This is a genomic window from Hydrogenophaga sp. T2, from assembly GCF_049843535.1.
Taxonomy (GTDB): Bacteria; Pseudomonadota; Gammaproteobacteria; order Burkholderiales; family Burkholderiaceae_C; genus Hydrogenophaga; species Hydrogenophaga crocea.
In genome coordinates, this window is the sequence record NZ_JBBHZJ010000010.1 from 172,082 (window position 1) to 196,822 (window position 24,741).

The 24,741-nt window shown below is 70.9% G+C and carries 30 protein-coding genes; 18 read left to right on the forward strand and 12 right to left on the reverse strand.

Annotated elements, in window-relative coordinates; genetic code table 11:
- Positions 1-7: 7 nt before the first annotated feature.
- From kynU to WDZ95_RS20930, 6 genes are all read right to left on the reverse strand, one after another.
- Entirely contained in the window at positions 8-1,282 is a 1,275-nt protein-coding gene (kynU, locus tag WDZ95_RS20905) for a kynureninase (protein ID WP_425781353.1), read from the reverse strand.
- A 2-nt stretch (positions 1,283-1,284) separates the two neighbouring features.
- Entirely contained in the window at positions 1,285-1,914 is a 630-nt protein-coding gene (kynB, locus tag WDZ95_RS20910) for an arylformamidase (protein ID WP_425781355.1), read from the reverse strand.
- Between the two features lie 82 nt (positions 1,915-1,996).
- On the reverse strand, positions 1,997-2,311 hold the full coding sequence (locus tag WDZ95_RS20915; RefSeq protein ID WP_425781357.1) for a YkgJ family cysteine cluster protein: 315 nt from the start codon (positions 2,309-2,311) through the stop codon (positions 1,997-1,999).
- Positions 2,308-3,237, reverse strand: a complete 930-nt coding sequence (locus WDZ95_RS20920; RefSeq protein WP_425781359.1) for a class I SAM-dependent methyltransferase — start codon at positions 3,235-3,237, stop codon at positions 2,308-2,310. The genes WDZ95_RS20915 and WDZ95_RS20920 overlap by 4 nt, the downstream gene beginning before the upstream one ends.
- Before the next feature lie 55 nt (positions 3,238-3,292).
- A complete protein-coding gene (gene argF / locus WDZ95_RS20925; RefSeq protein ID WP_425781361.1) occupies positions 3,293-4,240 on the reverse strand; it encodes an ornithine carbamoyltransferase in 948 nt (315 codons plus the stop codon).
- A gap of 8 nt (positions 4,241-4,248) precedes the next feature.
- Positions 4,249-5,448, reverse strand: coding sequence for an aspartate aminotransferase family protein (locus tag WDZ95_RS20930; protein ID WP_425781363.1), 1,200 nt, complete (start codon positions 5,446-5,448; stop codon positions 4,249-4,251).
- Positions 5,449-5,732: 284 nt separating this feature from the next.
- Here WDZ95_RS20930 and WDZ95_RS20935 point away from each other — a divergent pair, with 284 nt between their 5' ends.
- Complete coding sequence (locus tag WDZ95_RS20935) at positions 5,733-6,038, forward strand: DUF3579 domain-containing protein (RefSeq protein ID WP_166224024.1); 306 nt, start codon at positions 5,733-5,735, stop codon at positions 6,036-6,038.
- Between the two features lie 120 nt (positions 6,039-6,158).
- On the opposite strand, the gene rpsT is transcribed toward WDZ95_RS20935, so the two are convergent.
- Positions 6,159-6,455, reverse strand: a complete 297-nt coding sequence (gene rpsT, locus WDZ95_RS20940; protein WP_166224027.1) for a 30S ribosomal protein S20 — start codon at positions 6,453-6,455, stop codon at positions 6,159-6,161.
- 119 nt (positions 6,456-6,574) lie between these two features.
- Between rpsT and murJ the strand changes: the two genes are divergently transcribed.
- The 3 genes from murJ to WDZ95_RS20955 all read left to right on the forward strand — a co-directional run bounded on the left by murJ (position 6,575) and on the right by WDZ95_RS20955 (position 9,776).
- Complete coding sequence (gene murJ, locus WDZ95_RS20945; RefSeq protein WP_425781366.1) at positions 6,575-8,140, forward strand: murein biosynthesis integral membrane protein MurJ; 1,566 nt, start codon at positions 6,575-6,577, stop codon at positions 8,138-8,140.
- Between the two features lie 39 nt (positions 8,141-8,179).
- Positions 8,180-9,037 carry a SirB1 family protein gene (locus WDZ95_RS20950; RefSeq protein WP_166224033.1) on the forward strand — a complete coding sequence of 286 codons (858 nt, stop codon included), beginning with the start codon at positions 8,180-8,182 and terminating at the stop codon, positions 9,035-9,037.
- A 106-nt stretch (positions 9,038-9,143) separates the two neighbouring features.
- Positions 9,144-9,776: an NAD-dependent epimerase/dehydratase family protein gene (locus WDZ95_RS20955; protein ID WP_425781368.1), complete on the forward strand. Its 633-nt coding sequence runs from the start codon at positions 9,144-9,146 to the stop codon at positions 9,774-9,776.
- An 87-nt stretch (positions 9,777-9,863) separates the two neighbouring features.
- Here the strand turns inward: WDZ95_RS20955 and purM are convergent, their stop codons facing one another.
- Positions 9,864-10,895 (reverse strand): phosphoribosylformylglycinamidine cyclo-ligase, encoded by a 1,032-nt coding sequence (purM, locus tag WDZ95_RS20960; protein WP_425781370.1) that lies wholly within the window; start codon positions 10,893-10,895, stop codon positions 9,864-9,866.
- Positions 10,896-11,044: 149 nt separating this feature from the next.
- Here purM and WDZ95_RS20965 point away from each other — a divergent pair, with 149 nt between their 5' ends.
- From WDZ95_RS20965 to folK, 5 genes are read left to right on the forward strand one after another with little or no spacing between them, the layout of a single operon-like run.
- Positions 11,045-12,142 (forward strand): AI-2E family transporter, encoded by a 1,098-nt coding sequence (locus WDZ95_RS20965; RefSeq protein WP_425781372.1) that lies wholly within the window; start codon positions 11,045-11,047, stop codon positions 12,140-12,142.
- Positions 12,139-12,825 carry a DnaA regulatory inactivator Hda gene (hda, locus tag WDZ95_RS20970; RefSeq protein ID WP_425781374.1) on the forward strand — a complete coding sequence of 229 codons (687 nt, stop codon included), beginning with the start codon at positions 12,139-12,141 and terminating at the stop codon, positions 12,823-12,825. Before WDZ95_RS20965 ends, hda begins: the two co-directional genes overlap by 4 nt.
- A complete protein-coding gene (locus tag WDZ95_RS20975; RefSeq protein ID WP_425781376.1) occupies positions 12,826-13,494 on the forward strand; it encodes an HAD family hydrolase in 669 nt (222 codons plus the stop codon).
- Positions 13,491-15,149: a polynucleotide adenylyltransferase PcnB gene (gene pcnB, locus WDZ95_RS20980; protein ID WP_425781378.1), complete on the forward strand. Its 1,659-nt coding sequence runs from the start codon at positions 13,491-13,493 to the stop codon at positions 15,147-15,149. Before WDZ95_RS20975 ends, pcnB begins: the two co-directional genes overlap by 4 nt.
- Positions 15,136-15,621 carry a 2-amino-4-hydroxy-6-hydroxymethyldihydropteridine diphosphokinase gene (folK, locus tag WDZ95_RS20985; RefSeq protein WP_425781380.1) on the forward strand — a complete coding sequence of 162 codons (486 nt, stop codon included), beginning with the start codon at positions 15,136-15,138 and terminating at the stop codon, positions 15,619-15,621. Before pcnB ends, folK begins: the two co-directional genes overlap by 14 nt.
- 15 nt (positions 15,622-15,636) lie before the next feature.
- Here the strand turns inward: folK and pdxH are convergent, their stop codons facing one another.
- On the reverse strand, positions 15,637-16,269 hold the full coding sequence (gene pdxH, locus WDZ95_RS20990; protein WP_425781382.1) for a pyridoxamine 5'-phosphate oxidase: 633 nt from the start codon (positions 16,267-16,269) through the stop codon (positions 15,637-15,639).
- Positions 16,266-16,892 carry a gamma-glutamylcyclotransferase gene (locus WDZ95_RS20995; RefSeq protein ID WP_425781384.1) on the reverse strand — a complete coding sequence of 209 codons (627 nt, stop codon included), beginning with the start codon at positions 16,890-16,892 and terminating at the stop codon, positions 16,266-16,268. The genes pdxH and WDZ95_RS20995 overlap by 4 nt, the downstream gene beginning before the upstream one ends.
- A gap of 57 nt (positions 16,893-16,949) precedes the next feature.
- On the opposite strand from WDZ95_RS20995, the gene WDZ95_RS21000 reads away from it, so the two are divergent.
- Entirely contained in the window at positions 16,950-17,447 is a 498-nt protein-coding gene (locus WDZ95_RS21000; protein WP_166224062.1) for an OmpA family protein, read from the forward strand.
- 70 nt (positions 17,448-17,517) lie between these two features.
- On the opposite strand, the gene gloA is transcribed toward WDZ95_RS21000, so the two are convergent.
- Both gloA and WDZ95_RS21010 read right to left on the reverse strand, forming a co-directional pair.
- Entirely contained in the window at positions 17,518-17,931 is a 414-nt protein-coding gene (gloA, locus tag WDZ95_RS21005; RefSeq protein WP_166224065.1) for a lactoylglutathione lyase, read from the reverse strand.
- Positions 17,932-17,942: 11 nt separating this feature from the next.
- Positions 17,943-18,473, reverse strand: a complete 531-nt coding sequence (locus WDZ95_RS21010; protein ID WP_425781386.1) for a PaaI family thioesterase — start codon at positions 18,471-18,473, stop codon at positions 17,943-17,945.
- 52 nt (positions 18,474-18,525) lie between these two features.
- Between WDZ95_RS21010 and WDZ95_RS21015 the strand changes: the two genes are divergently transcribed.
- The 8 genes from WDZ95_RS21015 to cpaB all read left to right on the forward strand — a co-directional run bounded on the left by WDZ95_RS21015 (position 18,526) and on the right by cpaB (position 24,732).
- Positions 18,526-19,008, forward strand: a complete 483-nt coding sequence (locus tag WDZ95_RS21015) for a MarR family winged helix-turn-helix transcriptional regulator (RefSeq protein WP_425781388.1) — start codon at positions 18,526-18,528, stop codon at positions 19,006-19,008.
- The gene (locus WDZ95_RS21020; RefSeq protein WP_425781390.1) at positions 18,995-20,215 is read left to right on the forward strand and encodes an MFS transporter; all 1,221 of its coding nucleotides are present in this window, start codon (positions 18,995-18,997) and stop codon (positions 20,213-20,215) included. The genes WDZ95_RS21015 and WDZ95_RS21020 overlap by 14 nt, the downstream gene beginning before the upstream one ends.
- 129 nt (positions 20,216-20,344) lie before the next feature.
- Entirely contained in the window at positions 20,345-20,623 is a 279-nt protein-coding gene (locus WDZ95_RS21025; protein ID WP_166224077.1) for a hypothetical protein, read from the forward strand.
- Positions 20,624-20,642: 19 nt separating this feature from the next.
- On the forward strand, positions 20,643-22,079 hold the full coding sequence (locus WDZ95_RS21030; protein WP_425781392.1) for a pilus assembly protein TadG-related protein: 1,437 nt from the start codon (positions 20,643-20,645) through the stop codon (positions 22,077-22,079).
- Positions 22,076-22,894, forward strand: a complete 819-nt coding sequence (locus WDZ95_RS21035) for a hypothetical protein (protein ID WP_425781394.1) — start codon at positions 22,076-22,078, stop codon at positions 22,892-22,894. The genes WDZ95_RS21030 and WDZ95_RS21035 overlap by 4 nt, the downstream gene beginning before the upstream one ends.
- A complete protein-coding gene (locus WDZ95_RS21040) occupies positions 22,891-23,613 on the forward strand; it encodes a hypothetical protein (protein ID WP_425781396.1) in 723 nt (240 codons plus the stop codon). Before WDZ95_RS21035 ends, WDZ95_RS21040 begins: the two co-directional genes overlap by 4 nt.
- 61 nt (positions 23,614-23,674) lie before the next feature.
- A complete protein-coding gene (locus WDZ95_RS21045; RefSeq protein ID WP_425781398.1) occupies positions 23,675-23,854 on the forward strand; it encodes a hypothetical protein in 180 nt (59 codons plus the stop codon).
- A 26-nt stretch (positions 23,855-23,880) separates the two neighbouring features.
- On the forward strand, positions 23,881-24,732 hold the full coding sequence (cpaB, locus tag WDZ95_RS21050) for a Flp pilus assembly protein CpaB (RefSeq protein WP_425781400.1): 852 nt from the start codon (positions 23,881-23,883) through the stop codon (positions 24,730-24,732).
- Positions 24,733-24,741: the final 9 nt, after the last annotated feature.

A 24,741-nucleotide genomic window follows, 5' to 3' on the forward strand; every position in this document is an offset into this window, starting at 1 on the left:
GCGGCCCTCAGGTCACCGCGTGCTGGCGGTTGAACTCGGGGCGGCGCCACTCGCCGCTCTCGAGCACCTGGCGCAGGTGCTCGACCGCGTGCCACACGTCTTCGAAGCCCAGGTACAGGGGCGTGAAGCCGAAGCGCAGGATGTCTGGATGGCCCGCGCCGTCGCCGGCGCGGTAGTCGCCGATCACGCCGCGCGCGATCAGGGCCTGCACGATCGCATACGCGCCTTCGCTGCGCGAGAGACACACCTGCGAGCCGCGCTGGCCGTGCTCGCGCGGCGTCACCAGCGACAGGCCGTGGCCCGCGCAGCGTTCTTCGACCAGCGCGATGAACAGGTCGGTGAGCGCGAGCGACTTGCGACGCAGCGCAGCCATGCCGCCGTGCGGCTCGGCCGCCAGCACCGTGGCCACGCCGCACTCGAGCGCGGCCAGGCTGATCATGGGTTGTGTGCCGCACTGGTAGCGCACGATGCCCGGCGCGGGCTGGTAGTCGGGCGTGAAGGCGAAGGGCTTGTCGTGGCCCCACCAGCCCGCCAGCGGCTGCCAGCATTGGTCGGCGTGGCGCGGGTTCACCCACACGAAGGCCGGCGCGCCCGGGCCGCCATTGAGGTACTTGTAGCCGCAGCCCACGGCGAAGTCGGCATCGGCGCCCGTGAGGTCCACCGGCACCGCGCCCGCGCTGTGCGCGAGGTCCCACACCACGAGCACGCCGGCGTCGTGCGCGGCCTGGGTCACCGCGGCCATGTCGTGCATGGCGCCGGTGCGGTAGTTCACGTGCGTGAGCATGAGGATCGCGAGCTTCTCGTCCTTCAGGGCCTCGGCGATCTCGTGCGGCTCCACCAGCACCAGCTCCCAGCCCTTGTCCTTGCACAGGGCCTCGGCGATGTAGAGGTCGGTGGGGAAGTTGCTGCGCTCGCTCACGATGCGCCAGCGCCCCGGGCTGCGCTGCGCGCTGATGCGCAGCGCCGCGCTCAGCACCTTGAACAGGTTGATGCTGGTGCTGTCGGTAGCGATGGTGGTGCCCGGCGCGGCGCCGATCAGGCGCGCGATCTGGTCGCCCACGGTGCGCGGCTTTTCGAACCAGCCCGCGCTGTTCCAGCTGCGGATCAGGTCACGGCCCCATTCCTGCGTGACCACCTCGGCCACGCGCGCCGCGGTGGCGCGCGGCAGGGCGCCGAGCGAGTTGCCGTCGAGGTAGATCGTGCCGGCGGGGATGTCGAAGAGATCGCGCAGGGCGCGCAGGGGGTCTTGCGCGTCGAGCGCGCGGCAGTCTTGCAGGTTCATGGTCAGGGCAGCGATCGCAGCACCGCGCGCACGGGGGAGGCGTCGGCGCTGGTCAGTTTCAGGGGCAGGGCGATGAGTTCGTAGTCGCCTTCGGGCACATCGTCGAGCAGCAGGTTCTCGAGCACGCGCAGGCCGCGTCGGCGGATCACCTGGTGGCTGTCGAGCGTCTTGCTGCTCGCGGGGTCGATGCTGGCGCTGTCGATGCCGATCAGGCGCACGCCCCGATCGGCAAGCCGTTCGACCGTGTGCGGTGCGAAGGCGGGCAGGTCGTGGTCGAAGGCCTGTTGCGGCATGCGCGCGTAGGTGCGCACCAGCACGCGCGGGGGCAGGCCGTCGAGGGCATGCGCGAGGTGCTCGGGCAGCACCAGCGGGCCGCGGCCGATGGCGTGGATCACGCGGCAGGGACCGATGAAGGTCTCCAGCGGCACCTCACCGATCGGCAGGCCGTTGGGGTCGTAGTGCAGGGGGGCGTCGGCGTGCGCGCCCACGTGCGGCGAGAGCGTGATGGCGCTGACGTTGACGGGGCAGCCCGGGCCGATGCTTGCGACCCATTGCTGCGTGTACGCGGTGTCACCGGGAAAGACCGGCGCGCCCGCGTGAACCGGGGGGGAAATGTCCCAAAGCGTTTTCATGGAGCGGCGAAAGTAGCACCGCGAAAAACGCCGTGGTGTCGGTTATTGCCAACAGCCGATGAAAAACTTGAGGCCTGAACGATCAGCCGGGTTCGCCCAGCGGCGGCAGGTGGTGGCGGGCGCGCGCGCGGCCGCAGGCCTCGCTGCCTTCTTCGAACTCGCGGCAGGGCGAGGGCCGCCATTCGTAGATGCCGCAACCCACCTTCTCGCCGAGCTTGCCGGTGAGTGCGGCGCAGCGGATGGGCACGTGGTCGGTGCCGCGCATGCGCATGGTGCTGCCGTTGACCTCGACCGCGAGGCCCGTGGGCACCTGACCGCCCATGTCTTCCATTTCGTAGACCGCGAAGTCGACACGAAAGCAGGCGCAGCACGCGCCGCAGGTGGTGCAGGCGCTCATGCGGCCTCCTTTTGCAAGGCTGGCGCGCGGTAGACCAGCACCTTGAGCGCGCGCTCGGGCGCGGCGTCGGCGAAGGCCTCGGGATTGGCCAGGCGCTGTTCGAAGACCAGCTCGGGCGCGGCCTCGCGCACCAGGTCTTGCAGGAAGCCGGGGCCCAGCTCGGGCGCGTTCAGACACAACAGCGCCTGGCCGCCGGGGATCAGCAGTTCGGGCAGGCGGCGCACCAGGCGCGCGTAGTCCTTGGTGGCCACGAAGCTGCCCTTCTGGTAGCTCGGCGGGTCCACGATCACCAGGCCGTAGGGTCCACTGCGCGTGATGCGGCCCCAGGTCTTGAAGATGTCGTGCGCGAGAAAGCCCGCGCCCGCGGTCAGCCCGTTGAGCGCGTGGTTCTGCTGCCCGATGGCCATGGCGCCGCCACTCATGTCGATGTTGAGCACCTGCTTGGCGCCGCCCTGCAGCGCCACCACCGAGAACGCGCCGGTGTAGGCGAACAGGTTGAGCACCTTGCGGCCGCGCGCGTGCTCACGCACCCACTGGCGGCCTTCGGCCATGTCGAGGAAGAGGCCGTGGTTCTGGCCGCGCGTCACGTGCACGCGAAAGCGCGCGCCGCGCTCGCTCACCACGTGCGGTTCGGGCACTTCGCCCGCCATCAGGCGCGTGTCGGGCCGGCCTTCGTGGCGGCACTGGAAGACCCAGCTGAGCGGCTCGCCGGGGGCGATGTCGGCCCAGCGGCGGGCGAGGGCCTCGTGCACCGCGGCCAGGTCCACATCGGGCACGGGCTGGAAGCTGGTCAGCACGAACACCGGCGGAAAGGCGTCGAGCGCCCAGTGCTCGCAGCCCGGGTGCAGGCCGCCGCGGCCGTGGAAGATCCGCCGGGCGTCGGTGGGCCGGTCCATCCGGGCGATGGCGTCGAGCAGGGCTTGCATGGGAAGGAGCCGGCGGGCGCGCCGGCCAGGGGCGATCAGCGGCGGGGTGGGGCGCTCAGGCGATGCGGCCGAGCAGCAGGTACTCCATGAGCGCCTTCTGCGCGTGCATGCGGTTCTCGGCCTCGTCCCAGACCACGCTTTGCGGACCGTCGATGACCTCGGCCGTGACCTCTTCGCCGCGGTGCGCGGGCAGGCAATGCATGAACAGCGCGTCGGGCTTGGCGAGCGCCATCATGGCCTCGTCCACGCACCACTGCGCGAAGGCCTGGCGGCGCACCTCGTTTTCCGCCTCGAAGCCCATGCTGGTCCACACGTCGGTGGTGACGAGGTCGGCGCCGCGGCAGGCCTCGCGCGGGTCGGCGAAGACCTTGAAGCAGTCGGGCCTGGTGATGCCCGCGAGCGCGGGGTTCACCTCGTAGCCGCCCGGCGTGCTCACGTGCACCGTGAAGCCCAGCAGTTCGGCGGCCTGCAGCCAGGTGTTGGCCATGTTGTTGCCGTCGCCCACCCAGGCCACCACCTTGCCGCGGATCGCGTCCAGCGGCTTGCCGCTGGCGGCGGGGCGGTACTCGACCAGCGTGAACAGGTCGGCCAGGATCTGGCAGGGGTGGAACTCGTTGGTGAGGCCGTTGATGACGGGCACGCGCGAGTGCGCGGCGAAGCGCTCGATCTTGGCCTGCTCGAAGGTGCGGATCATCACGATGTCGACCATGCGGCTGATCACGCGCGCGCTGTCCTCGATGGGCTCGGCGCGGCCGAGCTGGCTGTCGCCGGTGGTCAGGTGCACCACCGAGCCGCCCATCTGGTACATGCCGGCCTCGAAGCTCACGCGGGTGCGCGTGCTGGCCTTCTCGAAGATCATGGCCAGCGTGCGGTCGGGGTCGGCAAAAGGCTGGTACTTCTCGACGGCCTTGAACTTGCGTTTGATGAAGGCCGCGCGCTCGAACAGGTGCGCGTACTCGTCGGCCGAGAAGTCCTTGAACTGCAGGTAGTGTCGGATCGACATGGGTGCACTCACTCCGCGAGAAAGGCCTTGATCAGCGGCACCAGGATGGCCACGATCTCATCGGCCTCGGCCGTGGTGAGGATCAGCGGCGGCACGAGGCGCACCACGGTGTCGGCGGTGACCGAGATCAGCAGCCCGGCCTCGGCCGCGCGCTGCGTGAGCACGCCGCAGGGCTTGGTGAGTTCCACACCGAGCATCAGGCCCTGGCCGCGGATTTCCTTCAGGCCCACTTCACCCGCCAGGCCTTTTTCGAGGGCCGATTTCAGGTGCGCGCCCACGCGCTCGGCGTTGGCCAGCAGGCCGTCTTCTTCCATGATGCGGATGGTCTCGACGCCCGCGCGCATGGCCAGCGGGTTGCCGCCGAAGGTGGTGCCGTGGTTGCCCGGCTGGAAGATGTTGGCGGCCTTGGGGCCGGCCACCACCGCGCCGATCGGCACGCCCGAGCCCAGGCCTTTGGCCAGGGGCATCACGTCGGGCACGATGCCGGCCCACTGGTGCGCGAACCACTTGCCGGTGCGGCCCATGCCGCACTGAACCTCGTCGATCATGAGCAGCCAGTCGCGCTGGTCGCACAGGGCGCGCACGTCTTTCAGGTACTGGGCACGCATGGGGTTCACGCCGCCTTCGCCCTGGATGGTCTCGAAGAACACGGCCACCACGTTGGGGTTGTTCTCGGTGGCCTTCTTCAGGGCCTCGATGTCGTTGGCGGGCACGCGCACGAAGCCCTCGACCAGGGGGCCGAAGCCGGCCTGCACCTTGGGGTTGCCGGTGGCCGACAGCGTGGCGATGGAGCGGCCGTGGAAGGCCTTCTCGTAGACCACGATCTCGGGGCGTTCGATGCCCTTGTCGTGACCGTACTTGCGCGCGAGCTTGAGCGCGGCTTCGTTGGCTTCGAGACCGGTGCTGCAGAAGAACACGTTGGTCATGCCCGAGCGCTCCACCAGCATCTGCGCCAGGCGCTCCTGGTTGGGCACGTGGTAGTAGTTCGAGCTGTGGATCAGCTTGGCCACCTGGTCCTGCAGCGCGGGCACGAGCTTGGGGTGGCCGTGGCCCAGCGTGTTGACGGCGATGCCGGCGAGCGCGTCGAGGTACTCCTTGCCGTTGGTGTCCCAGACGCGGCAGCCGCGGCCGTGCGACAACGCGATCGGCACGCGGCCGTAGGTGTTCATCACGTGGGGCGAGGCAACGGTGTTCAGCGCAGCGTTCATGCAGGGGGCTCCGAGGGCAGGCCAGAAAATGAAAGCGGCTCAACGCTGCGGGGCAGGTGAGCCGTTGAAGCGCGATTGTAGGCACACGTCCCGTGCGCCACCGATGACGATCCGGCATCGCTGCGATCGCGGCCGCCCTGGGGCCGGGCGCAGCCAGGGGTCAAGGGTAATCCCGAGTCTTATATAAGATAGAATTCTGCGCTCCCACCCGCCCGGCGATCCCGGTGCCTGCGGTGGTCCGATTCCTGCTCCAAGCCTGCCACCGAAGGCTTACTCTGCATCCGATGGCCGCATCCCCGCCGAAGCAAGTGTTCATCCAGGGCATCACCCGGGACGGGCGCACCTTTCGCCCGAGCGACTGGGCCGAACGCCTGGCGGGCGTCATGAGCGGTTTTCGCCCGGGCGGCGCGCAGCCCGGCAGCCACCTGAGCTATTCCCCCTGGTGCGTGCCCAACGTGATCAACGGCGTGAAGTGCGTGGTGGTGCACAGCGACCTGCGCGAGGCCGAGCCCATGGCCTGGGACTTCTGCATGAACTTCGCGCGCGACAACGACCTGCAGGTCGCTGAGGGCTGCCTGCTCCCCGAATAAGCCGTCCGGACGTGGACAACAAAAAAGCCGTCTTGCGACGGCTTTTTTGCTTTTGCTGGCAGCGCACCCGATTCAAACGGCAGGCCCCGATTCAGGGCCCGGGCGGGTGGGGGGTGGGGCTCAGGCCGCGGTGGCCAGGGCCTTGACCTTCGAGGACAGGCGGCTCTTGTCGCGAGCGGCCTTGTTCTTGTGGAAGATGCCCTTGTCGGCGATGGTGTCGACAACGGCCTGCATCTTGGCGAACAGCTCGGTGGCCTTGGCCTTGTCGCCGGCGACGACAGCCTTTTCCACGTTCTTCACCGCGGTGCGGTACTTGGAGCGCAGCGAGCTGTTGGCGGCGTTGAGCTTGACGTCCTGGCGGGCGCGCTTGCGGCCGGACGCCAGACGGGGGTTCTTTTTCTTCGGCTTGGTGGCCATGGTGTGTTCCTTAGGTGTTTGTGGATGTTGCCAGCAAAGCCCGCGATTATAGCCCGGTGGCCCTTTTCCGCCGAGGCAGCCCGTCGGGCCCAGGTGAGGGGCCGCTTACACTCGCGCTCGTGTCGCTGTTCAAGTCCGCCTCCGTCGTCTCCCTGCTGACCCTGGCCTCGCGCATCACGGGCCTGGTGCGTGAGCTGCTCATGGCGGCGATGTTCGGCGCCAGCGCGCTCACCGACGCCTTCAACGTCGCCTTCCGCATCCCCAACCTGCTGCGGCGCCTGTTCGCCGAGGGCGCGTTCAGCCAGGCCTTCGTGCCGGTGCTCGCGGGCACCCGCGCCCAGGAGGGCGACGAGGCCACGCGCCAGCTCGTGGACCAGATCGCCACCGTGCTGGCCTGGGTGCTGCTGGCGGTGTGCCTGCTCGGGGTGCTGGGCGCGCCGCTGCTGGTGTATGCCATGGCCGCGGGCCTCAAGCAGTCGCCCGAGGGCTTCGACGCTGCCGTGGTCATGACGCGCTGGATGTTCCCCTACATCGGCTTCATGTCCTTCGTCGCGCTGGCCGCGGGGGTGCTCAACACCTGGAAGCGCTTCGTGGTGCCGGCGGCCACGCCGGTGCTGCTCAACGTGGCCATGATCGCCGCCGCCCTGTGGGGCGCGCCCTGGTTCGGCAGCCTGGGCATTGCGCCCATCTACGCCATGGCCGGCGGCGTGCTGCTGGGCGGGGCCTTGCAGCTCGGCGTGCAGATTCCCGCGCTGCGGCGCATCGGCCTGTGGCCGCGCATTGGCCTGGGTCGCGCCGCGCTGCGCGCTGCCTGGGCGCACCCGGGCACGCGCCGCGTCACCACGCTCATGCTGCCCGCGCTGCTGGGCGTGAGCGTGGCCCAGCTCTCCCTGCTCATCAACACCCAGATCGCCTCGCACCTGGCCGTGGGCAGCGTGAGCTGGCTCACCTACGCCGACCGGCTCATGGAGTTCCCCACGGCGCTGCTGGGCGTGGCGCTGGGCGTGGTGCTCTTGCCCCAGCTCGCGGCGGCCCAGGCCTCGGGGGACGACGCGCGCTACAGCGCGCTGCTCGACTGGGGGCTGCGCCTGGTGGTGCTGCTGGCCGTGCCCTGCGCGGTGGCGCTGCTCACCTTTGCCCAGCCGCTGGTGGCCGTGCTCTACCACTATGGCCGTTTCGGCCCGGGCGACGTGCAACAGACCGCGCTCGCGCTCATGGGCTACGGCGCGGGCCTGATCGGCCTGATCGCGATCAAGGTCCTGGCGCCGGGTTTCTACGCGCGCCAGGACATCCGCACGCCCGTGAAGATCGCCATCGGCGTGCTGGTGCTCACGCAGGTGCTCAACCTGGTGCTGGTGCCGCACCTGGCACACGCGGGCCTGGCGCTGGCGATCGGGCTGGGCGCGCTGGTGAACGCGCTGTTCCTGCTGGTGGGGCTGCGGCGCCGCGGCGCTTACCGGCCTTCGCCGGGCTGGGCGAAGTTCGGGCTGCAGGTGCTCGCGGCCAGCGCCCTGCTCGCGATCTTCCTCACCTGGGCCGGCACGCACGTGGCCTGGCTGGGTTTTCAGGGGGCGGCGCTCACGCGCGTGGGCCTGCTGGCGCTGTGCGTGGTGGGTGCGGCCGCGCTCTACTTCGGGGCCTTGGTGCTGTCGGGTTTGAACTTGCGCCAGTTCGTCCGACAATAAGGCGCCGCCCGTCATCCGCCATACCGGTACTCAGTCCTCATGGCATTCACGCTCGACTTCAGTACCCCAACCCCATTGGGGTATTTCGCGTCGCTGGTGCGCGACGACGATCTGCTGCCGCTGTTCGAGGCCGCCGCTTCCATTGCCCAGGACGAGTACCCCGATCTCGACGTGCAGCAGGTGCTCGGCGATGTCGACCAGATGGTGGCACGCGTCAAGCGCCGCTGCCCCGAGGACGCGGGTGCGCTGCAGCGCCTGCGTGTGCTCAATCAGTTCTTCTTCCGCGACATGGGGTTCGGCGGCAACGTCAACAACTACTACGACCCCGACAACAGCTACCTCAACGCGGTGCTGCGCACGCGCCGCGGCATCCCGATCTCGCTCGCGGTGCTGTGGCTGGAGCTCGCGCAGGGCCTGGGGCTGAAGGCGCGCGGCGTCAACTTCCCGGGCCACTTCATGATCAAGATCAACCTGCCCAACGGGCAGGTGGTGATCGACCCCTTCACCGGCCAGTCGCTCAGCCGCGAAGACCTGTCCGAGCGGCTCGAACCCTACAAGCGGCGCAATGGCCTGGTCGACGACTTCGATGTGCCCGTGGGCCTGTACCTGCAGGCCGCCTCGCCGCGCGAGATCCTCGCGCGCATGTTGCGAAACCTCAAGGAAATTCACCGCACCCAGGAAGACTGGCTGCGCTTGATCGCGGTGCAGGACCGGCTGATCGTGCTGCTGCCCGACGCCTGGGCCGAGTACCGCGACCGCGGTCTGGCCTGGGCCGAGCTCGGCGATCTGCGCCATGCGGTGGAAGACCTCGAGACCTTCGTCGAGCACGCTGACGACGCGCTGGAGCGCGGGGCCATCGAGCAGCGCCTGCAGCAACTGCGCCGCGCGCTGAATTGAACTCCGCCGGCCCCGGCGGTATCGGCATGTAAGCCCGGTTGACCGCTCCCGAGGCCGGCCCCGAACATCCGGCAGCCGCGCGGCGCCGCGGCCCAGGAGCCCTTGCATGAAAACAGTGATGGTGGCCGGTGCCACCGGCCTGGTCGGCAGCCATGTGCTGCGCCAGGCCCTTGCCCATCCCCAGGTGAGCCAGGTGGTGGCACCCACGCGCCGCGCGCTGCCCACGCACGCCCGGCTGATCAACCCGGTGGTGGATTTCGAGCGCCTGCCCGAGCAGGCCGATTGGTGGGGCGTGAACGCCGTGGTCTGCACCATCGGCACCACGATCAAGACCGCGGGCTCGCAGGCCGCGTTCTACCGGGTCGACCACGACCTGCCGCTGCGCGTGGGTGAGCTGGCCTTGCGCCACGGCGCGCAGGCCTATGCCTTCAATTCCGCCCTGGGCGCCGACCTGCGCTCGCGCGTGTTCTATTCGCGCACCAAGGGCGAGGTCGAGCGCGACCTGCTCGCGCTCGGCTACCCCTCGCTCACCCTGGTGCGGCCCGGCCTGATCGGCGGCGAACGCGTGGAGCACCGCCCGCGCGAGCGGCTGTTCGTGCGGCTCACGCAGGGCCTGGGGCCGCTGCTGCCGCGGCGCTGGCGCGTGGTTCAGGCCGAGGCGATCGCGCGCACGCTGCTCGAATCGGCGCTGGCGGCCACGCCGGGCGTGCGGGTGGTGATGTCCGAAGACATTCTTTGAGCCCCCACGCTCCGCACACGGTGTCGTCGCTGCCCCCCGGGGGGCGCGGCCTTGCTTGGGGCGGCCCGGCGCGGCGGCCCTTTAGGCTCAGGCGACCACCACCGCCGCGCCCGCGCCGCGCGGCGCGATGCGGCCGATGGTGTGCACGGTCTCGCCCAGGCCGCGCAGCGTGGCGGCGCAGGCCTCGGCCTGGTCGGCGGCGATCACCACCACCATGCCGATGCCGTTGTTGAAGGTGCGGTTCATCTCGGTGTCGTCGATGCCCGCGGTCTTCTGCAGCCAGGCGAACAGCTCGGTCTGCGGCCAGCTGCCTTTGACGAGGTGCGCGGCGAGCGCATCGGGCAGCACGCGCGGGATGTTTTCGAGCAGGCCGCCGCCCGTGATGTGGGCCAGCGCCTTGATCGGGTGCTGCTGCAGCGCGGCCAGCACGTTCTTCACGTACAGGCGCGTGGGCTTCATGACGGCCTCGCGGAAGGGCATGCCGTCGAGCGTGGCGGGCAGGCTGGCGCCGGCGCGTTCGATGCATTTGCGCACCAGCGAGAAGCCGTTGGAGTGCACACCGTGCGAGGCCAGGCCCAGCACCACGTCGCCCTCGGCCACGTTCTGGCCCGTGAGGATCTTGGATTTCTCGACCGCGCCCACGCAGAAGCCGGCCAGGTCGTATTCGCCCGCCGGGTACATGCCGGGCATTTCGGCGGTCTCGCCGCCGATCAGCGCGCAGCCCGAGAGCTCGCAGCCCTTGGCGATGCCGCCGACCACGGCCGCGGCCGTGTCCACGTCGAGCTTGCCGCAGGCGAAGTAGTCGAGAAAAAACAGCGGCTCGGCGCCCTGCACCAGCACGTCGTTGACGCTCATGCCCACCAGGTCGATGCCCACGGTGTCGTGCATGTTCCATTCGAAGGCCAGCTTGAGCTTGGTGCCCACGCCGTCGGTGCCGCTCACGAGCACGGGTTCGCGGTAGCGCTTGGGCACCTCGAACAGCGCGCCGAAGCCGCCGATGCCCGCGAGCACGCCTTCGCGCATCGTCTTCTTCGCCAGCGGCTTGATGCGTTCGACCAGGGCGTCGCCCGCGTCGATGTCGACGCCGGCGTCTTTGTAGGACAGGGGGGTGGTGCTCATGAGGAGGGGCGCGGGGGCAGGGCCGCGGGCTGTGAACGGGGGAGGGCGCACGCCCGGGGGCCGGGGGGTGACCGATAGAATCCGAAACCGGATTTTACGGGCTCGGTCCGGGCCCCGGCCGGGCCCCGATGGCGCCAAGCCCCCACCGCATGACCTTCACCCCCATCCAAACCCGCGTCGCCGCCTGGCTGGGCATCGCCCTGGTGGCCGTGCTCGTGCTCGTGCTGCTGGCGCCGGTGCTCATGCCCTTCCTGGTGGCCCTGGTGATCGCCTACGCCATGCACCCGCTGGTCGAGCGCCTGGCCGCGCGCGGCTGGCCGCGCTGGCTGGGCGCAGGGCTGTCGGTCACGCTGCTCATGCTGGTGCTGCTCGCGGTGTCGCTGCTCATCGTGCCGGTCATCACGCAGCAGATCCCGCTGCTGAGCGAACAGGTGCCGGCCTTGCTCGACCGCGTCGGCGCGGGCCTGTCGGCCCTGGCCGCGCGCTTCGGCTTCGAGCTGCGACTCGACCTGAGCCAGCTGCGCCAATGGGCTTCGCAGCTCGTGAGCGGCAAGGAAAGCGAACTGCTCGCCGGCCTGCTGTCGTCGCTGCGCATCGGCGGCAGCGCGCTGGCCGCGCTGTTCGGCAACCTGTTCCTCATGCCCATCGTGGCCTTCTACCTGCTGCTCGACTGGCGCGCCCTGATGGCGCGCTGCCGCGCCCTGGTGCCGCCGCGCTGGCGCGAGCCGGTGCAGGACTTCCTCAACGAGACCGACGAGGTGCTGGGCCGCTACCTGCGCGGCCAGCTCATGGTCATGGGCATCCTCGCGGTGTTCTATTCGGTCGGCCTGTTCGCGGTGGGCCTGAACCTGGCGCTGCCCATCGGCGTGTTCACCGGTCTGGCCACCTTCGTGCCCTACCTGGGCTTCGGCCTGGGCTTCGTGATGGCCGTGCTGGCCGCGCTGCTCGAGTTCCAGTCCTTGAGCGGTGTGGCGCTGGTGGTGGGCGTGTACATGGTGGGGCAGCTGATCGAGAGCTACTTCCTCACGCCGCGCCTGGTGGGCGAGGCCATCGGCCTGCATCCGATTTCGGTGATCTTCGCGCTGCTGGCCTTCGGCCACCTGCTGGGCTTCGTGGGCGTGCTGATCGCGCTGCCCGCGAGCGCGGTGCTGCTGGTGGCGCTGCGCCGGATCAAGCGCCAGTACCTCACGAGCGACCTGTACCTGAAGGCGCCTGTGGGGCACAAGGAACCGCCCCGACTGCCATGAAGCAACTCGCGCTCGACATCGGCCTGGCGCCGCTGCCCACGCTGGACAACTTCGTGGCGGTGGGCAACGAGGCCGCGCTCGAGCACCTGCGCCTGTGGGCCCGCAACCCCCAGCGCTCGCCCGTGCCCACCTTTTTGTGGGGCGAGAGCGGCTGCGGCAAGACCCATCTGCTGCGGGCCGTGCGTGAAGCGCTGCGCGAGCAGGGCGCGTCCGTGGGCTGGATGGATGCCTCGACCTTCGATCCGCCCGATTACGACGAGCGCTGGGAAGCCGTGCTGCTCGACGACGTGCAGCTCTACACCGCCGCCCAGCAGGCCGCGGCCTTCAACTGGTTCGTCAACGCGCAGAGCCCGGCGCACGGGCCTGCGCGCTGGGTGCTCGCGGCCTGCGACCGGCCGCCCGCCGACCTGCTGCTGCGCGAAGACCTGCGCACGCGCCTGGGCTGGGGCCACGTGTTCCAGCTGCGCGCGCTCGGCGAAACCGAGCGCCGCGCCGTGCTGCGACGCGCCGCCGACGAGCGCGGCGTGTTCCTGGGCGACGAGGTGATGGACTTCATGCTCAAGCGCTTCTCGCGCGACCTCTCCAGCCTGATGCTGCTGCTCGAACGGCTCGACGGCTACGCGCTGCGCACCCAGCGCGGCATCACCATCCCCCTCATCAAATCCATGCTGGAAGACGAGTGAATGCGACTCGCCCTGTTTGACCTCGACCACACCCTGATCCCGCTCGATTCCGATCACGCCTGGGGCGAGTTCACCGTGCGCCTGGGCTGGCGCGACGCCGAGGCCTTCCGCCGTGCCAATGACGGCTATTACCTGGCCTACAAGGCCGGCTCGCTCGACATCCACGACTACGTGCGCTTCGCCACCGGCGCGGTGCGCGAGCGCGGCCTGGCCGAAGGCCGGCGCGCGCACGAGCGCTTCATGGCCGAGGTGATCCGTCCCGCCATGACCGAGGCCGCGCGCGCCCTGGTGCGCCGCCACCAGCAGGCCGGCGACACGGTCATCATCGTCACCGCCACCAACGCCTTCGTGACCCGGCCCATTGCCCAGGCCTTCGGCGTCGAGCACCTGATCGCGATCGACCTCGAGACCGATCCGCGCGGCGAGTACACCGGCGCCATCGCGGGCGTGCCCTCGTTCCGCGAGGGCAAGGTCGCGCGTGTGGAACAATGGCTCGCCGATCGGGGCCTGCGCTGGTCCGATCTGGCGCACAGCACCTTCTACAGCGACTCGATGAACGACCTGCCGCTGCTCGAGAAGGTGCACGAACCGGTGGCCACCAACCCCGACGAGCGCCTCCAGGCCCTGGCGCAAGCGCGCGGCTGGCGCATCCTGAACCTCTTCGAATGATCAAGAAATTCATCGACAAGCTGCTGGGCAAGTCCCGCGGCCCCCGCGCGGGCGCGCGCTTCGGCAAACGCGAAGATGTGCCGGCCAGCGTGCACGGCATCGACCCCAAGCTCGTGGACCCGCGCGCGCTCGACGTGGTGCACACCCTCAAGCAGGCCGGCTTCGAGGCCTACATCGTGGGCGGCGCCGTGCGCGACCTGCTGCTCGGCCTGCGCCCCAAAGACTTCGACGTCGCCACCAGCGCCACGCCCGAGCAGGTCAAGGGCCTGTTCCGGCGCGCCTTCATCATCGGCCGGCGCTTTCGCATCGTGCACGTGGTGCATGGCCGCGGGCGCGAGCACGAGGTGATCGAGGTTTCGACCTTCCGCGCCTACCTCGACAACGCCGACGCCGAGCAGGTGGCCGGCAACGAGCGCACCAGCAAGGGTGAGCTCTCGGGCATGAAGCACGCCGTGGACGCGAGCGGGCGCGTGCTGCGCGACAACGTCTGGGGCCCGATCGAGCAGGACGCGGCGCGCCGCGACTTCTCGGTCAACGCCATGTACTACGACCCCGAGACGCAGACCGTGGTCGACTTCCACCACGGCATCCGCGACGCGCAGAAGAAGCTGCTGCGCATGATCGGCGACGTGCCCACGCGCTACCGCGAAGACCCGGTGCGCATCATCCGCGCCGTGCGCTTCGCGGCCAAGCTCGCGCCGCTGGGCTTCAAGCTCGACGCCAAGACGCGCGAGCCGCTGATCGCCTCGGTGCAGCTGCTGCAGGACGTGCCGCAGAGCCGACTGTTCGACGAGATGCTCAAGCTGCTGCAGACCGGCCACGCGCTGGCCAGCGTGGCCCAGCTCAAGGCGCTGGGCGTGGACCGCGGCATCTACCCGCTGCTCGACATCGTGGTGCAGCGCGCCGACGACCCCTTCGTGAAGCTCGCGCTGCAGGACACCGACCGCCGCGTGGGCGAGGGCAAGCCCGTGGCGCCGAGCTTCCTGCTGGCCTGCGTGCTGTGGGCCGACGTGCGCCGCGGCTGGGAACGCCGCCTCGAAGCGCGCCCCGGCCACAAGCCCGTGCCGGCCTTTGCCGCGCTGCAGGACGCCATCGACGAGGCCTTCGACGCGCGCATCGGCGACGTTTCCGGCCGCGGCAAGCTCGGCGCCGACATGCGCGAGATCTGGCTCATGCAGCCGCGCTTCGACAAGCGCACCGGCAGCGGCGTGTTCACGCTCGTGGAGCAGCCGCGTTTTCGCGCCGGCTTCGACTTCCTGCGCCTGCGCGCGCAGGTGGGCGAGTGCGAGGAAGAACTCGCGCACTGGTGGGAAACCTTCAGCACCGCGAGCGACGAGCGCCGCCAGGACATGATCGACGCCCAGCGCAACGCGGGCCGCGGCGCACCCAAGGCGCGGCGCGTCAAGCGTGGCGACGCCGACCATCCGGCCAGCGCTGCGCCGGCACCCGTCGACGACGACCCGCGCTGGCGTGAGCCTGTGGACGGTGACGACGGCGAAGGCCCCGAGGCCGACGCCGAGGCCGCGCCGTTGGCCGAAGGCGAAGGCGCACCGGCCAAGAAGCGCCGCCGGCGCCGCCGCAAGCCCAGTGGCGCCCCGCGCGCCGAGGGCGGCGCCGACAACGGCCCGCCCGGTGGCGGCGATGCACCCGCCTGAATCGCGCTCGCCAGTCCAGGCCTTCGTGGCCCTGGGCGCCAACCTCGGTGACGCCGCGCAGGCCGTGCGGCAAGCCCTGCTGGCGCTGGAGCACACGCCGGGCCTGCGGCTCGTGAAGGCGTCCAGCCTCTACCGCACCGCGCCCTTCGAGGCCAGCGGCCCCGACTTCATCAATGCCGTGGCCGAGGTCGCCACCACGCTGCACGCGCCCGCGCTGCTCGGCGCGCTGCAGGCGATCGAAAACGCCGCGGGCCGCGAGCGGCCCTACCGCCACGCGCCGCGCACGCTCGACCTCGACCTGCTGTTCTACGGCGACGGCACCATCGAATCGACCGCGCTCACGGTGCCGCACCCGCGCTGGCGCCAGCGCGCCTTCGTGCTGCACCCGCTGGCCGAGATCGCGCCGCAGCGTGTGTCCGCGGCCTGTCTGTCCGCCGTGGCCGACCAGCCGATCGAGCGGCTGACCGGCTGAGGCGCCGGGTCGGCCTCAGGGCGCGAGCCGCTCGCGCACCCAGGCACCGCCATCGAGCCGGTAGCGCAGCCGGTCGTGCAGCCGGCTCTTGCGGCCCTGCCAGAACTGCCAGGTGTCGGGCACCAGGCGGTAGCCGCCCCAGTGCGGCGGGCGCGGCGGCTTGAGCAGGAACTGCGCACCGTACTTCGCGGCGTTGGTCACGAGCACCGTGCGGCTCTCGATCACCTCGCTTTGTGGGCTTGCCCAGGCGCCGATGCGGCTGTCGAGCGGGCGGCTGTGGAAGTAGGCGTCGCTTTCTTCGTCGCTGGTCTTCTCCACCCGGCCTTCGATGCGCACCACGCGTTCGAGCTCGACCCAGTGGAACTGCAGCGCCGCGAACGGGTTGCCCGCGAGCTCGCGGCCCTTGCGGCTCTGGTAGTTGGTGTACCAGACGATGCCGCGCGCGTCGTAGCCCTTGACGAGCACCACGCGCGTGCTGGGCCGCAGGTCGGAACCCACGGTGGCCAGCGTCATGGCGTTGGGCTCGGGCACCTCGGCCGCGATGGCTTCTTTCAGCCATTGGTCGAACTGCTGCAGCGGATCGGCGTGCGAGGCGTCTTCGCTGAGTTCGGCTTTTTCGTAGCTCTTGCGCAGGTCGGCGATGTTCATGGTGTGGTGGGTGTGGGGAGGTCGTCGGCCAGGCGCAGCAGTTTTTCGAGCGCGTGGTCGTGGATGCCGTGGGCCTTGAGGCCGAGGAAGGTCTGGCGAGCGTAGTCCAGCGTGGTGCCGTAGCGGCCGCACGAGACAGAAAAAATCTCGCGGTAGCGCTCGGGCGGCAGCTCGCCGGTGTAGCTCGGGCTGCGGTGCGAGAGCGTGAACGCCAGCGCGCGCACCTCGCCCTGCGGCGTGCGTGCGCGCAGCCATTTGGGGTCGTAGACGGGGTTGGGCATCTCGCGCGCCCACAGGCGCGGCATGAGGCCGGCCACCTGCTCGCGCGGTACGCGCAAGGCCAGGCCGTCGCAACTGCCGCCGGCCATGAGCGCGAACACCAGGCCCGGGCATTCGGGCGTGCCGCGGTTGACGCGGCTCCACATCTGCAGGCAGCGGTGGTAGCCGTGCACGCGGGCGGGGCGGGTTTCGGCGGCTTCGAATTCGGGGCGCCAGACCAGCGAGGCGTAGGCGAACACCCAGAGGTCGGCCTCGGGGCCCTGGGTGTGCCAGTCGGCCAGGGTGTCGGCCATCATGGCCAGGCCGTCGCGTTCCGCGGGGTTCCAGGTCGTCAAACGCTTCATGCCGATTCACTAGAATGCCGGGTTTTCCCCGAACACCCGATCACAGGAGTCCATCGCATGGCCACACAGGATAACGAACCCGAACAACGCGTCGTCGCGGTGGTGCTCATTGCCCTCATCGTGCTCATCATCGGCGGTGTGCTGGGCCTGGGCGTGTTCTCGGCGCGCGGCGCCAAGCCCGCCAAGGCCGCGGCGGCGCCCGCCGCGGTGGTCGTCTCGGCCACCGACGCGAGCGTGGTGGTGGAAAACGGCGTGGTGAAGTTCTACTTCGCCACCGGCAAGGCCGATCTGGCCCCGGGCGCCCTGGTGGCGCTGGCCGAGTCCATCGAAGCCGCCAAGGGCGGCGCCCGCCTGGTGCTCTCGGGCTTCCACGACGCCACCGGCGACGCTGCCTTCAACGCCGAACTGGCCAAGCAGCGCGCCCTGGCCGTGCGCGACGCGCTGGTCGGCGCCGGTGTGGCCGAAGCCAGCCTGGAGCTCAAGAAGCCCGAGGTGACCACGGGCAGCGGTGCCGACGCCGAAGCGCGCCGCGTCGAGGTCGTGATCGTGCGCTGAACGCGCTGCGCAGCGCCATGCAAAAGGCCCGGTGTCCCCGGGCCTTTTGTTTGGGCGCTCGCGCCAGCGATCAGCGCAGGCCCTGGCCGCTGGCCTGGTCATCGGCGCGCTGGATCAGCTCGATCTTGTAGCCGTCGGGATCGGTCACGAAAGCGATCACCGTGGTGCCGCCTTTCACCGGGCCGGCTTCGCGCGTCACGTTCCCGCCCGCGGCCTTGATCTTCTCGCAGGCCGCGTAGGCGTCGGACACGCCCAGCGCAATGTGGCCGTAGGCCGTGCCCATCTCGTACTGCTCCACGCCCCAGTTGTAGGTGAGCTCGATCTCGGCCTGCGCCGGGTTGCTCTCGAAGCCCAGGAAGGCGAGCGAGTACTTGTACTCGGGGTTGTCGGAGGTGCGCAGCAGCTTCATGCCGAGCACGTTCGTGTAGAAGTCGATCGAGCGCTGGAGGTTGCCCACGCGCAGCATGGTGTGGAGGATTCGCATGGGCCGTATTGTCAGCGCGTCTCGAAAACCAGGCAGGTCGTCGTGGCATGCGCGTACAGCGTGCCGTCGGGCCCCACCAGCCGGGCCTCGGCCGTGGCGAGCTGGCGGCCGCAGTGCACCACCTGGCCGATGGCGCGCACGCGCGGCACCTTGGGCGTGAGCGCGCGCACGATGTTCACGCCGAGTTCTGCCGTGGTGTAGGCGCGGCCGGGCGGCATCTTGGTGTGCACGGCGCAGCCCAGTGCCGAGTCGAGCAGGGTGGCGAACCAGCCGCCGTGCACCGTGCCCATGGGATTGAAATGGCGGGGCAGGGGTGTGCCCTGGAAGGTCGCGGTGCCGTCGCCCACGCCCACGATGAGGAAATCGAGCGTGGGCGCGATGGCCGCATAGGGCAGCTCGCCGCGCAGCATGGCGTGCATCAGCTCGAGGCCGCTTTTGCCCGCCACCTGCTCGGGCGATGCCACGCCCGGTCCCGGGCCCTTGGCCAGGGCGGCCAGCACGGCCTCTTCGTCGGCCAGCCATTGCTGCAGGGTGTCGCTCATGGAAATCTCCGATTCAGTTGCATATGCATCGATTGTAGATACAATTAACCGCATGTCAGCTGTCACACCCGCGTCAAGCAGGCCTCCGGCGGTGCGCCCGCAGGGCTGCACCAACTTCAAGCTGCGCCAGCTGGTGCGGGTGGTGGGTGCGCACTACGACGCCGAGGTCGGCAAGACCGGCCTCAAGACCACGCAGTACACGCTGCTCTCGCACATCACCAAGCTCGGCCCCATCCGGGCCGTGGAGCTCGCGCAGCAGATGCACATGAGCGCGTCCACGCTGTCACGCAACCTGCGCCCGCTGATCGAGGCCGGCTGGGTCGAGCAGGCCCCCGGGCCCGACGCGCGCAGCTGGTTCATCCAGGCCACGCCCGAGGGACAGGCCAAGCGCAGCGAAGCCCAGCGCCGCTGGCGCGCGGCGCAGGAAGCGCTCAACGCCCGCCTGGGCCCCGAGCGCGTGGTGGCCTTGCATGCGCTGATCGACGAATCCCTGCAGATCCTCGATGAGGAAGGAGCCGGCCATGGCCTTGAATGAACCCCGCGCCCGCCTCTGGTGGCTGGTGCTGCTCGCGGCTGCGGGCACCTTTGCGCTCACCATGGGCACGCGCCAGACCATGGGCTTCTTCCTGTCGCCCATCAACACCGCCACCGGCCTGGGTGTGGCCAGCATCAGCCTGGCCTTCGCCTTCGGCCAGCTCTGGTGGGGCCTCACGCAACCGTTCGCAGGTGCCTTTGCCGACCGCGTGGGCGCGGGCCGCGTGCTGCTGCTGGGCGTGAGCCTGGTGGCGCTGGGCACCTTCCTCACGCCCTTCATGACCAGCACCTGGGGCCTGATCCTGTCGCTGGGCATCCTGGCCGCGGGCGGCGCGGGCATGGCCGGGCCTTCGGTGCTGATGGCCGCCACCAGCCGGCTGATGCCGCCCGAGCGCCGCGGCCTGGCCACGGGCGTGGTCAACGCGGGCGGCTCTTTCGGCCAGTTCCTCATGGCGCCGCTGGCCGCCGCGCTCACCGCCAGCCTGGGCTGGGTGGGGGCGCTGCAGGCGCTGGCCTTCATCGTGCTGCTGGCCCTGCCCGCGGCCCTGGTGCTGCGCGGCGGGCCGGTGGCCACGGCCGGTGCGCCCGCGGCCGCGGCGCTGCCGGCGCGCGAGGCCCTGGCCCGGGCGCTGCGCCACCCGGGCTACCTCATGCTGTCGGCGGGCTTTTTCGTTTGCGGCTTCCACGTGGCCTTTCTCGCCACGCACCTGCCCGGCGTGGTCGCGGCCTGCGGCCTGCCCGCGCCCGTGGGCGCCTGGGCGCTGGGCATCATCGGCCTGTTCAACATCATGGGCAGCCTGGCCATGGGCTGGGCCGTGGGGCGCTGGCGCATGAAGTCGCTGCTGTCGCTGGTGTACGCCACGCGTGGCCTCGCGGTGCTCGTGTTCCTGCTCGCGCCCAAGACCGAGGCCGTGATGCTGGTGTTCGCCGCGGTCATGGGCTTCACTTTCCTGTCGACCGTGCCGCCCACGGTGGGTCTGGTGGCCAAGTTCTTCGGCGTGGGCAACCTGGCCATGCTGTTCGGCGCGGTGATGTTCGCGCACCAGATCGGCGGCTTCCTCGGGGCCTGGCTGGGCGGGCGCGTGTTCGAGGCCACGGGCAGCTACGACTGGGTCTGGTATGTCGACATCGTGCTGGCCGTGGGTGCGGCCCTGGTGCACCTGCCCATCACCGAGGCCCGTCCCGCGCCCCGCGTTGCGGCGGCCTGAGCCATGACTTTTGTGTTTGCGATCGGCCGCGCGATACCTCCCCGATGTAATGGCTGAGCGTGCTTTCCTCCTAGCATTCGCGGCGCCACAAGGCGGCACGCCGTCCGCCAGGCATTCAGGAGGGACACCATGGGTTTGCACGCACGCCGCCCCGGCCGCCGCTGTCACCGCGGCCAGGGCATGACCGAATACATCGTCATCGTCGCGCTGATCGCGGTGGCGGCGATCGCGGTCTACCAGTTCTTCGGCCAGACCATCCGCAACCAGACCGCGGGCATCGCGCTGGAGGTCTCGGGCCAGTCGGCCAGCACGGCCATCCAGCAATCCAAGACGGCCGCCGACGCGGCCCTGGCCGAAGGCAACAAGAAGAAGGGCCTGGGCAGCTACCAGAACGACGAGTCGCGCTAGTCGCGCCCGTCGCTGCGTCATGCAAGCCCCCCGCCGCTTCGCGCGCGGGCCGGGTTGCACCGGAAGAAGGCGGGCACGGAGCGCCCGCGAGCAAGGCCAGGCGCTGGTCTATGGTCTGTTCGTCCTTGTGGGCGGGCTGGCCGCGCTGTTCTTCCTGTTCAACACCGGCCAGCTCACCCGCGAGAAAACCCAGCTCGTGAACACGGCCGACGCCGTGGCCTACAGCGCGGGCGTGATGAACGCGCGCGCCCTCAACCATGCGGCGTACACCAACCGCGCGCTGATCGCCAACGAGGTGGCCATCGCGCAGATGGTGAGCCTGTCGTCGTGGGCGCAGTACGTGCAGACGCAGGCCGACAGCACGGCGCAGCTGGGCTGCTCGGTGCCCCAGTACGCCGAGCCCACGGCCAAGGCCATGCTGATGTACGCGCCCGTGTGCATCGGCCTGTACTACGCCAATGCCTATGGCTTCGTGGAGCCCGTGGCGCAGGCCGTGGAGCAGGCCACCGAGGCGGCCGTGCTGCCCGCCGAAGCGGCCAAGCTGGCCCTGCAGGCGGCCCAGGCCACCATGGCCGCGGCGCTGCCCGGCATGCGACAGGCCGTGATGGAGGAAGTGGCGCGGGCCAACTACGCCGACGACGGCGAGGTGCATGTCGATGCCGTGCCGCTGGCCGATGGCTACCTCGACTTCGACGGCCGCCCCTTCATGCACCGCTACAGCGGCGACGAACGCGAGCGCTTCAAGCAGGCCACGCTGGCCGCCGCGGGCCTCGACCCCTTCCTGCCCATGCGCAGCTGGCGCAGCGAATCGGGCTATCCCACCTGCGTCGACCTCGGGGGCGGGCACAACGACCGCGTGGAGCGCGCCGGCGGCACCACGCTGGTGGGCTACGACGAGTGGCGCGCGCTCGACACGGTGTCGATCTGGCGCTTTCGGCTGCGCGGGCGCTGGGTGCCGCGCTGCCGCGCCAGCGAGCAGGCGCTGGGCGAGGGCGCTCAGGCCGCCAACACCGGCGATGGCGACGGCGACAACGGCGATGCGCCGGGCGCGCGCACCAACCCCAGAGCCACCGCGCAGGCCTCGTCGAACGACTGGCGCTACAGCGGTCTGCCGGGCTTCTTCGAGCTCTCGGCCGCCGCGCGCTCGCAGGCCGGCGGCGACCCGCGGCTGGACTTCGCGGTGCGTGTCACGCGCGCGGCCGACCAGACGCGCACCTCCGATGCGCGCGCGCAGGTGCCGGCCTCGGCGCGGCTCAACCGCTACGCCGCGCGGCCCGCGCGCGCGGTCTACGCCGGTGTGTCGGCGTCGCAGGCCTACTTCGAGCGGCCCACGCCCCGCGACGACGGCAACGCCGAACTCGCGAGCCTGTTCAACCCGTACTGGCAGGCGCGGCTGATCGACGCCTCGCCCTACCTGGGCCGCGCGGGCGCGCTGCAGGACGTGGTGATGCCATGAAGACGCCGGCCTTCCTCCTCGCGACCGTACAGAAGCCCGCGGGCCGACGGCCGCGCCAGCGCGGCCAGGCGCTCACCGAGTTCCTCGTGGTCGCGCTGGCCCTGGTGCCGCTGTTCCTGCTCATGCCCTGGGTGGCGCGCTACCAGGACGTGGCGCACAGCACCCTGCTGGCCGCGCGCCACGCGGCCTTCACCGCCATGGCGCGCCACGCCGCGGGCGGCGGCTTCGAGCCCGAAGCGCAACTCGCGAACGAGCTGCGCCAGCGCTTCTTCGCCGGCGTCGACGCACCGATCCGCAGCGGCGAGACCCCGCGCGGCGCCCCGGCGTTCTGGCAGCGGCCCGACGGCACGCCCCTGGTGCGCCCGGCCGAGGACGTGACGCTGGCCTTCGGCCCGGGCCCCGGGGGCGCCACGCACGGCGAGGCCTTCTCCGCCGCGGGCGACGGCCGCGCCTTTCCCTTGCACGGCGCGCTCTCGCTGCAAAGCCGCGGCCTCTACACCGCGCGCGTGCAGGTGCGGCTGGCCGATCTGCCGCCGGGTCTGCGGGCCTACCAGCCCTTCGATCGCATCGGCCTGGTGGTGTCGCGCCGCACCAGCCTGCTCATCGACGGCTGGGGCGCACGCGATCCCGCCCAGGTGCAGGGCCGGCTCGACAACCCGCTGGTGTTTCCCGGCAGCGTGCTGCGCCCGCTCTCGGGCCTGGTCGATCCCCTCATGCAGGCGATCGAACTGCCCGGCGGCATCGGCGCACCCCGGCTGGGCCAGCTCGACTTCTGGCAGGACGTGGTGCCGCCCGACCGCCTGCGTCAGCCATGAGCATCGAACGTCTCGCACCGCCCGGGCGGGGGCTTTGTGCGCTGGGCTTGTGCGCCCTGCTGGCCGCGTCCGCGCACGCCGAGCACCGCTGGCCCGAGCTGGCGCTGCCCGCGGCCGTGGGCCGCTCGCCGATCACCGACGGGCTGGAACTCAATGGCGTGCCGCTGCGCGTGCAAAGCCTGCGATCGGCCTTGTCGGCCCCCGCGCTCGCGGCGGCGCTGCGCGCCAGCCTGGGCGGTGCGGTGGTCGAAAGCCGCCTGGGCCGGCAACGCGTGCTGGGCCATGCCCATCGCGGCTTCTACACCACGGTGCAGATCGACGAGGGCGAGGCCGCGTCGGGCGGCTCGCGTGCCTTGCTGGTGACCGCCGACCTCGCGCGGGCGGCCGGGCAGCGCGAGCACCGGCAGGCGCTGGTGCGGCGCTGGCTGCAACGGCTGCCCGCGGGATCGCAGCTGCTGAGCCACACCCGCGCGCGCGACGGCGATCGCTGGTCGAACCAGCTCGTTTACAGCAATGGCCTGAGCCAGGCGCTCAACGCCCGAGCGCTCAGCACCGCGATGAAGAATCTGGGCATGGCGCTGCGGCACACCGCCGAGACCGGGCGCGTGCTGCTGTTCGAGGGGCCGGGCCGCGAAGCGCTGGCCGTCATCGGCCGCCTGCCCGACGGGCGCGCGAGCGTGGTGCTCACCACCGTCACCCCGCTGGAGCGGCTGCCATGAGCGCCGCCGGGCCGCTCCCAAGGTGCTCAGCCCCGCAGTGCGCAGCACGGAGGGTAGGCCAGTGAGCGCCGGCCCTCGCGCGCGCGGCCAATCGAGCCTGGAGTACGTGGTGGTCTGCGCCGCGCTGGCCCTGGCGCTGGGCATCGGCATGGGCAGCGACGCCAGCGTGCTGGTGCAACTGCTCGACGCCCTGCGCGTGGCCTACCAGCGCTTCGGATTTGCGCTGTCGCTGCCCTGGTGAACCCCCTTTGTTTTGTCCACCCGCCCATGAAACCGCCCGCCGCCTTCACCCGCCTCAAGCCCAACCGACTCTGGATCGTGCTCGGCGTGGCCCTGTCCATCGGCCTGGCCGCCGCGCTCGGTGCGCGCAGCTACCTGGCCAGCCAGCTCGCCGCGATCGAGGCCCAGGGCAAGGGGCGGATGGTCGAGGTGGTGGTGGCCAAGGTCGACCTCGCCAAGGGCGAGCGCCTGAGCAGCGACAACCTCGCGCTGCGGCCTGTGCCGGCCGACTTCGTGCACAGCCTGGCGCTGCGGCCCGAGCAGTTCGACCGCGTGGACGGCAAGGCGCTGGCGTTCGACGCCAAGGGCGGCGAAGCGATCCTGCTGGGCATGGTGGAAGGCACGCGCGTGCCCACCTTCTCCGCGCGCGTGGCCCCGGGCCGGCGCGCGCTGACGGTGCCGGTGGACGAGATCAACGCGATCTCGGGCCTGCTCGAGCCCGGCGACCTCATCGACCTCGTGCTCACGCTCGACCACCAGGGCCGCAAGCGCGTGTTCCCCTTGCTTCAGGCCGTCACGGTGATGGCCACGGGCCAGCGCGCCATGGACGATCCGCGCAGCGGCGAATCGCGGCTGTACGCCACGGTCACGCTCGACGCCGACCCGGCCGAGGCGCGCAACCTGATCGCCGCGCGCGAGCTCGGCAAGCTCACCGCACTGCTGCGCCACCCGCAGGACAAGGCGCCGCTGCCCGGCGCACCGCGAGACCTGCTGGCCTGGCTCGCGGGCGGCGGCAACCCGCTTGCGCGCGAGGTGCCCGTGCTCTACGGCGGGCGCGCCGGCAAGGTGGCCGCGGGCGACCTGCACCTGGGTCCGCGCGCGGGTGAGCCCAGACCCTGACCCCACCCC

Excerpts from the sequence above, each read along its gene's own strand:
- purM (WP_425781370.1), bottom strand. The coding sequence starts at position 10,895 with ATGAGCACCACCCCCCTGTCCTACAAAGACGCCGGCGTCGACATCGAC.
- cpaB (WP_425781400.1), top strand. The coding sequence starts at position 23,881 with ATGAAACCGCCCGCCGCCTTCACCCGCCTCAAGCCCAACCGACTCTGG.
- WDZ95_RS20915 (WP_425781357.1), bottom strand. The coding sequence starts at position 2,311 with ATGAGCGCCTGCACCACCTGCGGCGCGTGCTGCGCCTGCTTTCGTGTC.
- gloA (WP_166224065.1), bottom strand. The coding sequence starts at position 17,931 with ATGCGAATCCTCCACACCATGCTGCGCGTGGGCAACCTCCAGCGCTCG.
- WDZ95_RS20930 (WP_425781363.1), bottom strand. The coding sequence starts at position 5,448 with ATGAACGCTGCGCTGAACACCGTTGCCTCGCCCCACGTGATGAACACC.
- WDZ95_RS20965 (WP_425781372.1), top strand. The coding sequence starts at position 11,045 with ATGACCTTCACCCCCATCCAAACCCGCGTCGCCGCCTGGCTGGGCATC.
- WDZ95_RS21025 (WP_166224077.1), top strand. The coding sequence starts at position 20,345 with ATGGGTTTGCACGCACGCCGCCCCGGCCGCCGCTGTCACCGCGGCCAG.
- folK (WP_425781380.1), top strand. The coding sequence starts at position 15,136 with ATGCACCCGCCTGAATCGCGCTCGCCAGTCCAGGCCTTCGTGGCCCTG.
- kynU (WP_425781353.1), bottom strand. The coding sequence starts at position 1,282 with ATGAACCTGCAAGACTGCCGCGCGCTCGACGCGCAAGACCCCCTGCGC.
- WDZ95_RS21030 (WP_425781392.1), top strand. The coding sequence starts at position 20,643 with ATGCAAGCCCCCCGCCGCTTCGCGCGCGGGCCGGGTTGCACCGGAAGA.
- WDZ95_RS21035 (WP_425781394.1), top strand. The coding sequence starts at position 22,076 with ATGAAGACGCCGGCCTTCCTCCTCGCGACCGTACAGAAGCCCGCGGGC.
- rpsT (WP_166224027.1), bottom strand. The coding sequence starts at position 6,455 with ATGGCCACCAAGCCGAAGAAAAAGAACCCCCGTCTGGCGTCCGGCCGC.
- WDZ95_RS21015 (WP_425781388.1), top strand. The coding sequence starts at position 18,526 with ATGTCAGCTGTCACACCCGCGTCAAGCAGGCCTCCGGCGGTGCGCCCG.
- pcnB (WP_425781378.1), top strand. The coding sequence starts at position 13,491 with ATGATCAAGAAATTCATCGACAAGCTGCTGGGCAAGTCCCGCGGCCCC.
- WDZ95_RS21010 (WP_425781386.1), bottom strand. The coding sequence starts at position 18,473 with ATGAGCGACACCCTGCAGCAATGGCTGGCCGACGAAGAGGCCGTGCTG.
- WDZ95_RS20950 (WP_166224033.1), top strand. The coding sequence starts at position 8,180 with ATGGCATTCACGCTCGACTTCAGTACCCCAACCCCATTGGGGTATTTC.
- WDZ95_RS20920 (WP_425781359.1), bottom strand. The coding sequence starts at position 3,237 with ATGCAAGCCCTGCTCGACGCCATCGCCCGGATGGACCGGCCCACCGAC.
- argF (WP_425781361.1), bottom strand. The coding sequence starts at position 4,240 with ATGTCGATCCGACACTACCTGCAGTTCAAGGACTTCTCGGCCGACGAG.
- WDZ95_RS21020 (WP_425781390.1), top strand. The coding sequence starts at position 18,995 with ATGGCCTTGAATGAACCCCGCGCCCGCCTCTGGTGGCTGGTGCTGCTC.
- WDZ95_RS21000 (WP_166224062.1), top strand. The coding sequence starts at position 16,950 with ATGGCCACACAGGATAACGAACCCGAACAACGCGTCGTCGCGGTGGTG.
- WDZ95_RS20935 (WP_166224024.1), top strand. The coding sequence starts at position 5,733 with ATGGCCGCATCCCCGCCGAAGCAAGTGTTCATCCAGGGCATCACCCGG.
- kynB (WP_425781355.1), bottom strand. The coding sequence starts at position 1,914 with ATGAAAACGCTTTGGGACATTTCCCCCCCGGTTCACGCGGGCGCGCCG.
- WDZ95_RS20995 (WP_425781384.1), bottom strand. The coding sequence starts at position 16,892 with ATGAAGCGTTTGACGACCTGGAACCCCGCGGAACGCGACGGCCTGGCC.
- WDZ95_RS21040 (WP_425781396.1), top strand. The coding sequence starts at position 22,891 with ATGAGCATCGAACGTCTCGCACCGCCCGGGCGGGGGCTTTGTGCGCTG.
- WDZ95_RS20955 (WP_425781368.1), top strand. The coding sequence starts at position 9,144 with ATGAAAACAGTGATGGTGGCCGGTGCCACCGGCCTGGTCGGCAGCCAT.
- WDZ95_RS20975 (WP_425781376.1), top strand. The coding sequence starts at position 12,826 with ATGCGACTCGCCCTGTTTGACCTCGACCACACCCTGATCCCGCTCGAT.
- hda (WP_425781374.1), top strand. The coding sequence starts at position 12,139 with ATGAAGCAACTCGCGCTCGACATCGGCCTGGCGCCGCTGCCCACGCTG.
- pdxH (WP_425781382.1), bottom strand. The coding sequence starts at position 16,269 with ATGAACATCGCCGACCTGCGCAAGAGCTACGAAAAAGCCGAACTCAGC.